This window comes from Stenotrophomonas sp. S49, assembly GCF_016624905.1.
Classification (GTDB): domain Bacteria; phylum Pseudomonadota; class Gammaproteobacteria; order Xanthomonadales; family Xanthomonadaceae; genus Stenotrophomonas.
Map to the genome: position 1 here is coordinate 12,233 of NZ_JACVUD010000002.1, position 13,442 is coordinate 25,674.

General features: G+C 68.2%; 11 protein-coding genes. 4 read left to right on the forward strand and 7 right to left on the reverse strand.

Features of this window, described 5'->3' with window-relative positions; all coding sequences use genetic code 11:
- Window positions 1-205: 205 nt before the first annotated feature.
- Entirely contained in the window at window positions 206-1,567 is a 1,362-nt protein-coding gene (locus IAE58_RS00625) for a VOC family protein (RefSeq protein WP_199932411.1), read from the forward strand.
- Window positions 1,568-1,624: 57 nt separating this feature from the next.
- On the opposite strand, the gene IAE58_RS00630 is transcribed toward IAE58_RS00625, so the two are convergent.
- Window positions 1,625-3,139: an acetyl-CoA hydrolase/transferase family protein gene (locus IAE58_RS00630; RefSeq protein WP_199932412.1), complete on the reverse strand. Its 1,515-nt coding sequence runs from the start codon at window positions 3,137-3,139 to the stop codon at window positions 1,625-1,627.
- Window positions 3,140-3,504: 365 nt separating this feature from the next.
- Between IAE58_RS00630 and glnE the strand changes: the two genes are divergently transcribed.
- On the forward strand, window positions 3,505-6,300 hold the full coding sequence (glnE, locus tag IAE58_RS00635; protein WP_199932413.1) for a bifunctional [glutamate--ammonia ligase]-adenylyl-L-tyrosine phosphorylase/[glutamate--ammonia-ligase] adenylyltransferase: 2,796 nt from the start codon (window positions 3,505-3,507) through the stop codon (window positions 6,298-6,300).
- A gap of 415 nt (window positions 6,301-6,715) precedes the next feature.
- On the opposite strand, the gene IAE58_RS00640 is transcribed toward glnE, so the two are convergent.
- The 3 genes from IAE58_RS00640 to IAE58_RS00650 all read right to left on the reverse strand — a co-directional run bounded on the left by IAE58_RS00640 (window position 6,716) and on the right by IAE58_RS00650 (window position 8,958).
- A complete protein-coding gene (locus tag IAE58_RS00640; RefSeq protein ID WP_108748275.1) occupies window positions 6,716-7,279 on the reverse strand; it encodes a queuosine precursor transporter in 564 nt (187 codons plus the stop codon).
- A 114-nt stretch (window positions 7,280-7,393) separates the two neighbouring features.
- Window positions 7,394-7,894, reverse strand: coding sequence for a hypothetical protein (locus tag IAE58_RS00645; protein ID WP_108751969.1), 501 nt, complete (start codon window positions 7,892-7,894; stop codon window positions 7,394-7,396).
- Between the two features lie 104 nt (window positions 7,895-7,998).
- The gene (locus IAE58_RS00650) at window positions 7,999-8,958 is read right to left on the reverse strand and encodes a mitochondrial fission ELM1 family protein (RefSeq protein WP_199932414.1); all 960 of its coding nucleotides are present in this window, start codon (window positions 8,956-8,958) and stop codon (window positions 7,999-8,001) included.
- A gap of 130 nt (window positions 8,959-9,088) precedes the next feature.
- Here IAE58_RS00650 and IAE58_RS00655 point away from each other — a divergent pair, with 130 nt between their 5' ends.
- Window positions 9,089-9,679: a malonic semialdehyde reductase gene (locus IAE58_RS00655; RefSeq protein WP_199932415.1), complete on the forward strand. Its 591-nt coding sequence runs from the start codon at window positions 9,089-9,091 to the stop codon at window positions 9,677-9,679.
- Window positions 9,680-9,762: 83 nt separating this feature from the next.
- Window positions 9,763-10,470: a YceI family protein gene (locus IAE58_RS00660; protein WP_108751972.1), complete on the forward strand. Its 708-nt coding sequence runs from the start codon at window positions 9,763-9,765 to the stop codon at window positions 10,468-10,470.
- 438 nt (window positions 10,471-10,908) lie between these two features.
- Here the strand turns inward: IAE58_RS00660 and IAE58_RS00665 are convergent, their stop codons facing one another.
- The 3 genes from IAE58_RS00665 to IAE58_RS00675 all read right to left on the reverse strand — a co-directional run bounded on the left by IAE58_RS00665 (window position 10,909) and on the right by IAE58_RS00675 (window position 12,900).
- Window positions 10,909-11,310, reverse strand: coding sequence for a hypothetical protein (locus IAE58_RS00665; protein ID WP_199932416.1), 402 nt, complete (start codon window positions 11,308-11,310; stop codon window positions 10,909-10,911).
- A gap of 165 nt (window positions 11,311-11,475) precedes the next feature.
- The gene (locus IAE58_RS00670) at window positions 11,476-12,273 is read right to left on the reverse strand and encodes a siderophore-interacting protein (RefSeq protein WP_199932417.1); all 798 of its coding nucleotides are present in this window, start codon (window positions 12,271-12,273) and stop codon (window positions 11,476-11,478) included.
- Between the two features lie 63 nt (window positions 12,274-12,336).
- A complete protein-coding gene (locus IAE58_RS00675; RefSeq protein WP_108770967.1) occupies window positions 12,337-12,900 on the reverse strand; it encodes a PadR family transcriptional regulator in 564 nt (187 codons plus the stop codon).
- Window positions 12,901-13,442: the final 542 nt, after the last annotated feature.

Consider the following 13,442-nt stretch of genomic DNA (forward strand, 5'->3'; position numbering starts at 1 on the left):
CCGGGCCATGCCCGGCGAGTGCGAACCAAGGTTCGCACCTACCAAAGCAGTCCCCGGCTGCTGCCATGCCCGGCAGTTGCCCGGTAGGTGCGAACCTTGGTTCGCACGCCCCTATCCGTCATGCTGCTGTGCGTCTCGCCGCGGCCGCGCGCTGCGGCGACAATAGGCATTCGCGTTGTTCCCCGTTCCCGTGATCGAGTAACCGATGAGCGCCTCTTTCGTTTCGCCTGATCTGATCCGCCGCCTGTTCGCCCAGGCCATGTCCCGCATGTACCGCACCGAAGTGCCGCTGTACGGCGCGTTGGTGGACCTGGTGGAGCGCATCAACACGCAGGTTCTGGAAGAAGACCCGGCCCTGGCCGCGCAGCTGCAGCGCAACGATGAACGTGCGCGCCTGGACGAAGAGCGCCATGGCGCCATCCGCGTCGGCACGGTGCAGGAACTGGCCACCCTGCGCCGCCTGTTTGCGGTCATGGGCATGTACCCGGTGGGCTACTACGACCTGTCGGTGGCCGGCGTGCCGGTGCATTCCACCGCCTTCCGCCCGCTGACTGCCGCCGCGCTGGCGCAGAACCCGTTCCGCGTGTTCACCTCGCTGCTGCGGCTGGAACTGATCGAAGACGCTACCCTGCGCGCCGAATCCGCGGGCATCCTCGAACGCCGCCGCATCTTCACCGACGGCGCGCTGGCGCTGATCGACCAAGCCGAGCGTGACGGTGGCCTGTCGCAGGCCGATGCCGAACGCTTCGTGGCCGAGGCACTGGAAACCTTCCGCTGGCACGGCGATGCCACCGTGGATCTGCCCACCTACCACGCCCTGCACAACGCGCACCGGCTGGTGGCCGACGTGGTCAGCTTCCGTGGCCCACATATCAACCACCTGACCCCGCGCACGCTGGATATCGATGCCGCGCAGGGCGCGATGATCGAACAGGGCATGGCCGCCAAGGCGGTGATCGAGGGCCCGCCGCGCCGCGCCTGCCCGATCCTGCTGCGGCAGACCAGCTTCAAGGCACTGGAAGAGGCCGTGCATTTCCCGGATGCGGAAGGCGGCGACGCCGGCACCCATACCGCGCGCTTCGGCGAGATCGAACAGCGCGGCCTGGCCCTGACCCCGAAGGGCCGCGCGCTGTACGACCAGCTGCTGGCGCAGGCGCGCGATGCCGGGGGTGCCGGCAGCACCGGCGGCGACTACGGCCAGCGCCTGCAGGCGGTGTTCGCCAGCTTCCCCGACGACCATGACACCCTGCGCCAGGAAGGCCTGGGCTACTACCGTTACCAGCTGACCGAGGCCGGGCGTGCTGCGCCGGAGCGCGTGGCCGATCTACCGGCCGAAGTGCTGGTGGCGGCGGGCCTGGCCACGGCCGACCCGATCGTCTACGAAGATTTCCTGCCGGTCAGTGCCGCGGGCATCTTCCAGTCGAACCTGGGCGGCGAAGAACAGCGCGCCTATGCCGCGCACGCCAACCGCGAGGCCTTCGAGCAGGCGCTGGGCGTGGTGGTGAATGACGAGTTCGAGATCTACGAGCGCCTGCAGGCTGAATCGCTGGCGGCGCTGCGCGGTTGATGCAGAGGTGGGGTCAGAGCCCTTTTCGGCAGAAAAGGGCTCTGACCCCGACCGCAATCAGCCCTTCATCGTGCCGGTATCCAGCCAACGCTGGTGCCACGACAGCGCCTCGGGCAGCAGGTGCGGGGTGTGCTTGCCGTAGCTTTCGCGGCTGGCACGGTCGAAGTAATCCTGCAGCTGCGGACGGAAATCCGGGTGTGCGCAGTTGTCGATCAGTACCTGCGCGCGCTTGCGCGGGGTCAGGCCACGCAGATCGGCCAGGCCCTGTTCGGTCACGATCACCGACACGTCGTGCTCGGTGTGGTCGACATGGCTCACCATCGGGGTGATCGCCGAGATCGTGCCGTTCTTCGCCGTGGACGGGCTCAGGAACGCCGACAGGAAACCGTTGCGCGCGAAATCGCCCGAACCGCCGATGCCGTTCATGATCCGCGTGCCCATCACGTGCGTCGAATTGACGTTGCCGTAGATGTCCACTTCGATCATGCCGTTCATGCCGATGCAGCCCAGGCGGCGCACCAGTTCGGGGTGGTTGGAGATTTCCTGCGTGCGCATGATGATGCGCTCGCGGTAGAAATCGATGTGTTCCTTGAACGTTTCATTGGCCTGCGGGCTGAGTGCGAAGCCGGTGCACGAGGCATAGCTCAGTACGCCGTCGCGCAGCAGGTCCAGCATGCCGTCCTGGATCACTTCGGTGAACGCGGCCAGATCGCGGAAACCGCTCTTGGCCAGGCCGGCCAGCACGGCGTTGGGAATATTGCCCACGCCCGACTGCAGCGGCAGCAGGTTCGGCGGCAGCCGGCCCTTCTTCACTTCATGTTTCAGGAATTCGATCAGGTGGGAGGCGATCTGTTCGCTGGTGGCATCGATCGGGCTGAACGGGCTGTTGCGGTCCGGGCCGTTGGTGCGCACCACGGCCACGATCTTGTCCGGGTCGCAGCGCAGCGCGGTATCGCCAATGCGGTCGTTGGCGTTCACCAGCGGAATTGGCTTGCGGTGCGGCGGCAGGGCGGTGCCGTAGTAGATGTCATGCATGCCATCCACGCCGGCCGGCTGCCACTCGTTCACCTCGACGATCACCTTCTTCGCCAGGTCCAGCCAGGTCTTGTTGTTGCCCACCGAAGTGGACGGCACCAGCGAACCGTCTTCGCGGATGGCCGACACTTCGATCACCGCGGTGTCGATCTCGCCGTAGAAACCGAACCACACGTGCTGGGCCACGTGGCTCAGGTGGATGTCGATGTAATCCAGCTTGCCCTCGTTGATGCGGTTGCGCGCATCCGGGTCGCTCTGGAACGGCATGCGCATGGCGATGCCATCGGCCTTGGCCAGCGCGCCATCCAGCTCCGGCGCGGTGGAGGCGCCGGTCATCAGCTTGATCTGGAAGGGATTGCCCTGGGCGTGCACCGCTTCGATGCGGCGGGCCAGTTCCACGGGAACGGCCTTGGGGTAACCGGAGCCGGTGAAGCCGCTCATGGCCACGGTTTCACCGGGCTGGATCAGCGCGGCTGCGGCCTCGGCAGAGACCACGCGGTCACGAAGACGCGCGTTGGCGATGCGATCAACAGACATGACGACAGTGTTTCTGGGGGGAAAGCTCGATTATCGACCATCCCCCCCGGTACGGGGCGTTCTACCTTCGTGGAATGGCTTTTCCGGGGCCGGGGCTACCATACCCAGCAGTTTTGTTTTGCAGTGCAGCGTGCATTGTCCGCCCGCAGCCCGCACGATGGCCCTGCATCCCGACGTGGGGGAGGGAGCAGAGCCCGCTGGCAGTTCGCTGCAAGCGGGCTTTTTTATTGCCTGGCGCCCAAGCTGAATACGCAGTGCTCCGCGTAGAGTCGAGCTTGCTCGACTGCTCTGGAACGGCCAGTCGAGCAAGCTCGACTCTACGACAAGCCGTTGGCAAAGGGATCCGACCCCGCGAGAATCGGGGCATGACCGTTGCCCCCGCCGAAGTGCCCGCTTCCCTGCAGCCCCTGGTAGATCGCGCCCTGGCGCGCCTGGCCCAGGCCGTGCCCGAGCCCATCGCCGCCGAACGGCTGCCGTTCCTGGCGCAACTGGCCGTGGCCAGCGATTTCGCCCTGGACACCCTGGTGCGCCAACCCGGCCTGCTGGCCCAGCTGGCCGCGCCGGGCTGCCCGCCGGTGCCGGCGCCGGTGCTCGACCCGCTGCAGCCCAGCGACTGGCCGGCGCAGCTGCGGCGTTGGCGCACCGCCATGTCCACCCGGCTGATCTGGCGCGACCTGGCCGGCCTGGACGACGTGCCGCAGACCCTGGCCGGCGCCACCGTGCTGGCCGAGGACTGCCTGCGGCTGGCCCTGCAGGCGCTGCAGCAGGAATTCGCCCAGCGCCACGGCGTGGTGCGCGATGCCGACGGCCAGCCGCTGCAGCTGGTGGTGTTCGGCCTGGGCAAGCTGGGCGGCGGCGAACTCAACTTCAGTTCGGATATCGACCTGGTCTACGCCTACCCGCACGGCGGCGAATCGGACGGTCCGCGCCCGCTGGCCGCCGAGGAGTACTTCGCCCGCCTCGGCCAGCGCCTGGCCAAGCTGCTGGACGACACCACGGTCGATGGCTTCAGCCACCGCGTGGACCTGCGCCTGCGCCCGTTCGGCAGCGCCGGCCGCGTCGCACTGTCCTTCGCTGCCATGGACCAGTATTTCCAGCGCGAAGGCCGCGATTGGGAACGTTACGCCTGGCTGAAGGCGCGCACCGTGGCCGGCGATATCGCCGCCGGCGAGGCGTGGCTGCAGAGCCTGCGCCCGTTCGTGTACCGGCGTTACCTGGATTTCACCGCGCTGGACGGCCTGCGCGAGATGAAGGCGGCGATCACCGCCGAAGTCGCGCGTCGCGAGCTGCACGAAGACATCAAGCGCGGCGCCGGTGGCATCCGCGAAATCGAATTCCTGTGCCAGGCGCTGCAGTTGATCCGCGGCGGCCGCGAACCGGTGCTGCGCGAGCGTCGCCTGCTGGTGGCGCTGCAGGCGCTGGTGAACGCCGGGCAGATTGCCCCGGACGATGGCGCGGCACTGCGCGAGGCCTACCTGTTCCTGCGCCGGCTGGAAAACCGCCTGCAGATGCTGCGCGATGCCCAGACCCACGTGCTGCCCAGCGATCCACTGGATCGCCAGCGCATCGCCACGGGCCTGGGCTACCCGCACTGGGACGCACTGCGCGCCGCGCTGGCCGAACAGCAGCAGCGGGTCAGCACCGAATTCGCTGCGCTGCTGGCGCCGCGCCAGGGCCAGGCCGCGCCCGATGCACTGGCCAGCTACTGGCGCAGCCTGCCCGAGGGCAGCAATGCGGAACTGCTGGCCGACGCCGGTTTCTTCGATGCCAACGGCGCCGACCAGTCGCTGCGCGATTTCGCCCAGAGCACCGGGGTGAAGGCGCTCTCTGACAACGCCCGTGCGCGCCTGGATCGCGTGCTGCCGGCGCTGCTGCATGCCGCCACCCGTTCGCCGCAGCCCGATGCCGCATTGAAGCGCGTGCTGGGCCTGCTGCAGGCGGTCCTGCGCCGCACCAGCTATCTGGCACTGCTGGACGAACAACCCAGCGCGCTGGCACGCCTGGTCGACGTGCTGGCACGCAGCGCGCTGCTGGCCGAACGCCTGGCCGCCTATCCGCTGCTGCTGGACGAACTGCTGGATGTGCGCGTGTCCGGGCCGATGCCTGCCTTCACCGGCATGCTGGCCGAATGCCGGCAGGTGCTGCCGGTGGAAGATCCCGAATCGCAACTGCGCTGGTTGAACGAAACGCGCCTGGCGCTCAGTTTCCGCATGGCCATGGCCACGCTGGATGGCCGCCAGGGCGCGGTGGACAGCACCCGGCAACTGGCCGAACTGGCGCAGGCGGTGGTGATGACCGTGCTGGCCCTGGCCGAGGCTGACATGCACGCCGCCCACGGGCAGGTGCCCGGCGGGCGCTTTGCCATCATCGGCTACGGCAGCCTGGGCGGGCTGGAACTGGGCTTCGGTTCCGATCTGGACCTGGTGTTCCTGCACGACCATCCCGCCGGCGTGGACGCCAGCGATGGCCCGCGCCCGCTGGAACCGGGGCGCTGGTACGCGCGCCTGGCGCAGAAGGTGATGGCGCTGCTGGGTGCGGTCACCGCCGCCGGCCGCCTGTACGACATCGATGTGCGCCTGCGCCCCGACGGCGGCAAGGGTTCACTGGTGTCCTCGCTGGCCAGCTACACCGAATACCAGCGCGAACGCGCGTGGACCTGGGAACACCAGGCCCTGGTGCGTGCGCGCGGCGTGGCCGGCGATGCCAGCCTGCTGGCCGATTTCGAACAGGTGCGCGCACAGACCCTGGGTCGCGTGCGCGACCCGGACACCCTGTATGCCGACGTGCTGAAAATGCGCGGGCGCATGCGCAGCGAACTGGACCGCAGCGATGCCGGCCTCTTCGACCTGAAGCAGGGGCGCGGCGGCGTGGTGGATCTGGAATTCCTGCTGCAGACCGGCGTACTGGCGCGCAGCGCGCAGCAGCCCGCGCTGCTGCAGCCGCGCGACACGCCCTCGCTGATTGATGCACTGGCCGCGGCGGAATTCCTGCCTGCCGCTACCGCGCAGCAACTGCAAGGCGCGCATGCCGCGCTGCTGGATGTCGGCCTGGCCTGCACGCTGGATCGCCGCCCGCGCCTGGCCCCGCCCACGCCTGCGATTGAAGACGCTTGCAGCGTGATTACCGCTGCATGCGTGGCTGCAGGATTGCCGTTCGCGTGATGCGCGCCCGGCCGGGAACCCGCTCTGGGGAATGCGTTCTTGGTAGGTGCCAACCTTGGTTGGCACACGGAGAGCCCGCGGGCCAACCAAGGTTGGCCACTACCGGGTCATGTGGCTGGCCGGGAATGCGCTCTTGGTAGGTGCCAACCTTGGTTGGCACGCACGGAACCCGCGGGCCAACCAAGGTTGGCCACTACCGGGTCATGCGGCCGGCCGGGAACCCGCTCTTGGTAGGTGCCAACCTTGGTTGGCACGCACGGAACCCGCGGGTCAACCAAGGTTGGCCACTACCGGGTCATGTGGCCGACCGGGAATGCGCTCTTGGTAGGTGCCAACCTTGGTTGGCACGCAGAGAACCCGCAGGCCAACCAAGGTTGGCCACTACCGGGTCATGTGGCCGGCCGGGACCCCGCGCTTATCGCAGCTCGCTGCGCAGCGGCGCCATCTTCCACAGCAGCGCGCGGAACGGGGCCAGCAGGCACACGCCGATGGCCAGCTTCACGGCCAGGTCGCCGGCGGCCCAGCTCACCCACGGCAAGGTGGAGCCGGCAAAGGCGATCGACCAGAAAATGGTGGTGTCCACCGTGGCGCTGCAGGTGGTGGCCACCATCGGTGCGCGCCACCAGCTGCCACGGCGCAGGCGGTCGAACACGGTGATGTCCAGCAGCTGCGCCACGATGAACGCCGAGCACGAGGCAATGGCAATGCGCGGGGTGGCCACCCACACCGACAGCACCACCGCCACCAGGAAACCGATCCACGCCACGCGGCGCGCCGGGCCGGGGCCGAAGCGGCGGTTGATCAGGTTGCTGACCAGGAACGCCACCGGGTAGCTGAAGGCACCCCAGGTCAGCCAGTCATTGATGGGGTACTGCACCAGTACGTTGGACAGCAGCACCACCGCGCCCATGGCCAGCACGGCCAGCACCAGGGCGCGCGGGGTCAGGGGAGCAAACACGGGGGCAGGACGCACGGACATGGCGGGCGGGAAGGAAAAAGGAATCGGCCATTATCCCCCCGCACCCACGCAACGCCAAAAACCGCCGTTCAGGCGGCGCGGCAGCCTCGGTACTGCGGGCTTGGTACTGGGTGCTCAATACTGCGTGTTCCAGCCCTGCGATGCCGGCGCCGGTTCGGGAATATGGGTCAGTGGGCGGCCCTGCGCATCACGCGCCATCAGGCCCTTCCGGCCTTCGGACGGGGTGTGGTCGAACTGCACCTGCTGCCCCACATGGAACAACACCGACGGGTCACCCACCTGATTCGGCCAGCGCACCGCGGCGGTGTTGCCCGGTTGCCCCGGCTGCTGCAGCAGCACCTCGCGTTCGCCATCCACGTTGGTGCCGATGGACACCACCTGCATCGGCGGCGGCGCACCGTTGGACGGAGGCGTGGGCGCCTGGCCCGGCGGCGGGTTGCGTGCGGCTTCGTCGGCGGCGGCCATGCTGGCCACCAGGCCGGGCGAGACATCCAGGCGTACCGGCTCCGGCGTGTTTTCCACAATGTGATAAACGCGCCGCGCATCGGCAGGGGCGGTGGCCAGCAGGCCCATGGCCAGTGCCAGGGCGGCGGCAGTGCAGGGCAGGGTACGCATCGTCTGTTCCTCCATGGAGCGAGCGGGCGCGGGGCGGCCCCGCGTGGCCGATCATACCCAATGCCCGTGGCGGCGTTGTGCGGCCGGCACGGGCGCGCCTGGCGTCAGCCCAGCCCCAGCCGGGCCTTCACTTCGGCCGCCACCCGTGCGGTTTCGCGCAGCGGCTCGATGGTCGCGCACTGCCAGTCCAGCCAGCGCGGTTGCAGCCGCCCGCGTTCGCGCAGCTGCTGCTGGAAGCGGGCCAACCGGCCCTGCGCGGTATCGGCCAGCGCCACCGCCACCGGCAGCCGCGTGGCGCAGGCCTCGGACAGCAGGTTCACCGAATCGGGCGACACCACCACCCGCTGTGCCCAGCCCAGCAGCCCGGCGTAGGGGTTCACGCCATCGCCGCCGTCGCCCCAGATCACATGCGGCAGGTCGGCGAAGATGGCACGAAGGGTCTCGGCCAGCGCCGGCGGTGTGCGCCGCGAGGTGGTGGCCAGCAGGCTGCCGCCTTCGCTGCGCAGCTGTTCGGCCAGGGCCTGGAACACGCGCACCATGCCGGCTTCGTCCCACGGCGCCAGCGGCGTCGGCCCGCCCACCAGCAAGGCGGTGCGTGGGCCGGGCAGGGCATTGAAATCGGCGAAGGCGGCGCGGCCCAGGCTCAGCCAGTCATCGTCCACCGGGTTCAGGCTGCCCAGCAGGGTCAGCACATTGCTGCCGCGCAGGGCATCGTGTTCGGGCACCACCAGCAGGTCCCAATGGCGGGCGGCAGTGCGCGGGTCCAGGATCTGCACCACCTTGCTGCCACGTGCACGCAGCACGCGCAGCGCGCCGGCGGCCTGGCGGCCACAGCCGATCGCCAGCGGCGGCGGCTGGGCAGCCAGTGTCGCCAACGCCTCACCGTAACCGCGCACATCCCCGGGCAGGCGGCGCGGCGACAGCCAGCGCCACGGTGCGCGCGGCTGCAATACCAGCGGGCGGTGGGTGCCCAGGCGCAGCGCCGAGGCCAGCGCCACGGCCTGGCGCACATTGCCTGCACGGCCGTCCGTGATCGTCCACGGCGCGCTCGATCGTTTCACCATTGGCATTAATTCGTTTCAGCCCTGCTGGGTGTTGCAACAGTCGCGACACTCTACACTGCGGCTCATTGTTTCGCGCCGCAGCCCCTGCGCTGCTTCGCCCTTTTCCCTGTTGCTGCCCTGGAGATCCACGATGTCCCACGCGCTTGACGCTGCTGCACTGGACCAGCTGTTCCGCACCGCCCGCACCCAGAACGCATTCACCGACAAGGCGGTGGACGACAGCCAGCTGCACGCGCTGTACGAGCTGCTGAAGTGGGGCCCCACCGCCGCCAACGGCAGCCCGGCGCGTTTCGTCTTCGTGAAGTCGGCCGAAGCCAAGGCCAAGCTGGCCCCGGCGCTGTCCGAAGGCAACCATGACAAGACCCTGGCCGCGCCGGTCACCGTCATCGTGGCCTTCGACGAAGATTTCCACGAAAAGCTGCCGTACCTGTTCCCGCACACCGATGCCAAGGCCTGGTTCGACGGCCCGCGTGAAGGCCGCCACGAAGGCGCGTTCCGCAACGGCAGCCTGCAGGGTGCGTACCTGATCCTGGCCGCGCGCGCGCTGGGCCTGGATGCCGGCCCGATGTCCGGCTTCGACAATGCCAAGGTGGACGAAGCGTTCTTCGCCGGCACCAGCATCAAGTCGAATTTCCTGGTCAACCTGGGTTACGGTGACCCCTCGGGCCTGTTCCCCCGTCTGCCGCGTCTGTCGTTCGACGAAGCGGCGCGCATCGCGTAAGTCGCTGTCTCGGTTTCGGCCCAGCCACCTTGGCGGGCCCCTGCTGCACCGTGTACCCACCCTACGATCCGGAGAGTTTCCTGATGAGCGCCACCCGTAAACTGCTGCTGCCGCTGGCCCTGACCCTGGCCATTGCCGCCTGCTCGAAGCCGGCCGACACCGCTGCCCCGGCCGCCGATGCCGCCGCCCCGGCCACCACCGAACAGGCCGCCACCCCGGCTGCCGACGCCGCTGCTGCTGCCCCGGCTGCCGAAGCGATCCAGATCGCCTCGGGCACCTACAAGCTGGACCCGAGCCACACCGACGTGCTGGCCCAGTGGAGCCACTTCGGCTTCTCCAACCCCAGCGCCCACTTCGGCAACGTGGAAGGCACCCTGGTGTACGACGCCGCCGACGTGACCAAGAGCACCGTGGAAGTGAAGCTGCCGCTGAGCGGCCTGAACAGCTTCACCGCCAAGTTCGACGAACACCTGAAGAGCGCCGATTTCTTCGACGCCGCCAAGTTCGCCGATGCCACCTTCAAGAGCACCAAGGTTGAAGCGGCCGGCACCAATAAGCTGACCGTCACCGGCGACCTGACCATCAAGGGCATCACCAAGCCGGTCACCCTGGACGTGACCATCAACGGCGGTGGCGAGCACCCGATGGCCAAGGTGCCGGCGGCGGGCTTCGACGCCACCACCACCCTGAAGCGCAGCGATTTCGGCGTGGGCGCGTACGCCCCGAACGTGAGCGATGAAGTGAAGATCCGCATCACCACCGAAGCCACCGGCGAAAAGCCGGCCGCTTGATGTAACCCGCTCACTCGTCGTGAGAAGGCAGAAGGCCCGCTGAAAAGCGGGCCTTCTTTTTTGGGGTGGGGTAGCGCCGGAAACCGCTCTGGTGGGTGCGGACCGTTGGTCCGCACACTCTGCGGGAAACGCGCGGAAACCTGCTGTGGGCTGGGACTGCGCGGAAACCTGCTTTGGGTCGGGGCTGCGCGGAAACCTGCTTTGGTAGAGTCGACTGTTAGTCGACTGCTCTTCGCGGGATGCCAAAACCCCGCGCTGCGCGCGATAGTCGACTAACAGTCGACTCTACCCCGTCGGCCGTTTCCGGAATCCCGTCGTTCATTCCGTACCCCGTCGGCCGTTTCCGGAATCCCGTCGTTCATTCCGTACCCCGTCGTTCGTTCCGTACCGCGTCGGTAGTTTCCGGAATCCCGTCGGCCGTTTCCGGTACCCCTGCAATCACCGCTGCGCGATCAACCATGCGGCGCATGCGTCGCTGGGGCTCTGCTTGGCCTTCACCGCCATTCCGCTTAGCCGCACGAAGGTCTGCGCGGCCTGCGCTACCACCTGGCGGGCGATCAGGGCGGCCTGCTTGGTGGCGGCCTGCTGCTTGCGCAGCTGCACGATGTGCACCGACGGGCGGCCCACCGGTGCGTACTTCTGGTCGCGGCGCAGTACATCGGCCACCTGGGCCACTTCGAATTCGGCCTGCAGGTAGCGGCGCTCGGCATCCAGCAGTTCGCGCAGCGGCGCGCGCAGGGCGGCGGCGTCGGCGAAGGCGGCCAGGGCGGTATCGCAGGCGGCGTCATCGGCGAAACGGGTACGCAGCTTGTCGATGCCGGCCAGGGTCAGTTTGCCCATGGTGGGCCTCACAGGTGCGGGAAAGGAGCGCGATTGTGGCAGAGATCGTGGCGATGCGTTTCTGTAGAGTCGAGCCGTGCTCGATTCCGTCGAACAGCAGTCGAGCATGGCTCGACTCTACAGAACAGCGGCAGTCGAGCATGGCTCGACTCTACAGAACGGCGATCAATCGCCGTCGGTTTCGTCCGGGTGGGCCTTCCAGTAGCCGGTGGAACGAATCCAGTCGCGCGGTACACCCAGGTGGCCTTCCAGGAACTTGCGCATCATGCGCGCGCGGCGCGATTCGGTGGCGATCCAGTAGAAGGTGTCACCCTCGGGGGCTTCGAAATCGGTGAACTGGTCTTCCAGCAGGGTGCTGGTCGCGGCCGGGAAGCCGTTGCGCTCCAGCCAGTGGATGCGCACGTTTTCGTACTGCGGCAGGTCCTGGCGCTCGTCTTCGTCGCTCACTTCAATCCACGCCTGCACTTCGGCATGCTCGGGCAGCACGTCCAGCCAGCGGGCGATGGCCGGCAGCGCGGTTTCATCGCCAATCAGCACGTAGGCATCGTAGGTGTCGGCCACCACGAACGAGCCGCGCGGGCCGCCGATGGCCAGGGTGTCGCCCGGCTGCGCGCGCTGTGCCCACGGCCCGGCAATGCCCTGGTCGTGCAGCACGAAGTCGATGGCCAGTTCGCCGGTTTCATGGTCCCACCAGCGCGGGGTGTAATCGCGCGCCGGCGAATGTTCCTTGCCCTCGGGGTAGCGCGGGCCCTCGGCGGTCATGGTGGGCAGCACCATCTCGCCGCTGCTGTTGGGGAAGAACAGCTTGATGTGGTCGTCGGCGCCGGGCGAATCGAAGCCGGCCAGGTCGGCACCACCCAGCACCACGCGGCGCATGTGCGGGGTTACGGTTTCGGTGCGCAGCACGGTCAGCTGGCGGAAGCGCACATCCAGGCGCAGTCGCTTGTTTTCATGGTCGGTCATGTCAGTACCTGTAGCGGTAAGGTCGCGCGGGGCGCGCGGCAAAGGGGGAAGACCTGGCGGGCGTCAGTCTGGCTCGGTCGGGGTGATCGGCAGCGGTCCATCGCCCAGCGATCCGTTCAACAACGCAGCGGCGTGCTGCAGGTGGGCGGCCACCTGTTCGGCCTCGCCTTCGCTCCAGCGGCCATGGTGGCGCACCAGCGCCTGCTTGAACTCGCGCAGGGCGGCGGCCAGCGGTGCCGGCAGCGAGGCCTTGGTGATCTCGCGGGCACGGTCGAACGCGCGGCGCTGGGCCAGCCGCACCTGCGGCCGTTGCACCTTCAGTTCGAATTCGCCAGCGGCGGTGATGCGGAACACGCGGCGGCCGTCTTCTTCGTGCGATTCCACCCAGCCGGCCTGCTCGAAGCTGGCCAGCAGCGGGTACATGGTGCCGGCGCTGGGCGTGTAGGCCTGCATGAACAAGCCGCTGATGTGCTGGATCAGCTCGTAGCCGTGGCGCGGCTGTTCGCCAATCAGGGCCAGCACCAGCAGGCGCAGGTCGCCGCGGCTCAGCACGCGCGGCTGGCCATTGCGGCGGGGCACTTCGGGGGACGGGGCCGGGCGGGCCCGCAGGGTAGCGGATCGGCTCATTTCGATATATCGGTAACGAGTGCGCAAACGATATATCGATAAGCCGGACCGGACAAGTCCAGATTCGGGCCAAATCCATGCTGCATTCAGGCCACGGCGGCCCACAACGAGAGAACCCACCGCAAAGCTGCGGTGGGTTCTGGGCGAAGCAGCTGCGGCGCCAGGTGGCGGGCGCCGCAGGGGAAGGGGCTGCCTGCGCGGTGCAGCTTCCCGCCCCGCCCATGGGCAATCCAGAGGCAGTTGCGACATGTTGGCGGTGGTTCATCGCCAGCCGCCAGAACGCCCCTACAACGGCGCAGGCCTTGCCCTACAACGGTCATCGCCAGCGGTAACACTGCGTCCTGCCGATGCACCCAGCGGTGCAGAAGCGACACCGGGGCAGGGGGCCTGCCGCCCGCAGGTGCCTGAAAAACCAGACTGTCCGGCGCCGGGACAGCCCGGGACAGGCCTTGCGGACACAGGCCAAACGCCTCCATACGGCAGCGTAGCGAAGTGACGAAAGCCCTTGGTGCGCTACACTTTGCGGTCTAGAAATCTATACA

Bases quoted from the DNA above. Each gene is read 5' to 3' on its own strand.
- IAE58_RS00645 (WP_108751969.1), bottom strand. From the start codon at position 7,894: ATGCGTACCCTGCCCTGCACTGCCGCCGCCCTGGCACTGGCCATGGGC.
- IAE58_RS00675 (WP_108770967.1), bottom strand. From the start codon at position 12,900: ATGAGCCGATCCGCTACCCTGCGGGCCCGCCCGGCCCCGTCCCCCGAA.
- IAE58_RS00670 (WP_199932417.1), bottom strand. From the start codon at position 12,273: ATGACCGACCATGAAAACAAGCGACTGCGCCTGGATGTGCGCTTCCGC.
- IAE58_RS00650 (WP_199932414.1), bottom strand. From the start codon at position 8,958: ATGGTGAAACGATCGAGCGCGCCGTGGACGATCACGGACGGCCGTGCA.
- IAE58_RS00665 (WP_199932416.1), bottom strand. From the start codon at position 11,310: ATGGGCAAACTGACCCTGGCCGGCATCGACAAGCTGCGTACCCGTTTC.
- IAE58_RS00640 (WP_108748275.1), bottom strand. From the start codon at position 7,279: ATGTCCGTGCGTCCTGCCCCCGTGTTTGCTCCCCTGACCCCGCGCGCC.
- IAE58_RS00625 (WP_199932411.1), top strand. From the start codon at position 206: ATGAGCGCCTCTTTCGTTTCGCCTGATCTGATCCGCCGCCTGTTCGCC.
- IAE58_RS00655 (WP_199932415.1), top strand. From the start codon at position 9,089: ATGTCCCACGCGCTTGACGCTGCTGCACTGGACCAGCTGTTCCGCACC.
- IAE58_RS00630 (WP_199932412.1), bottom strand. From the start codon at position 3,139: ATGTCTGTTGATCGCATCGCCAACGCGCGTCTTCGTGACCGCGTGGTC.
- glnE (WP_199932413.1), top strand. From the start codon at position 3,505: ATGACCGTTGCCCCCGCCGAAGTGCCCGCTTCCCTGCAGCCCCTGGTA.
- IAE58_RS00660 (WP_108751972.1), top strand. From the start codon at position 9,763: ATGAGCGCCACCCGTAAACTGCTGCTGCCGCTGGCCCTGACCCTGGCC.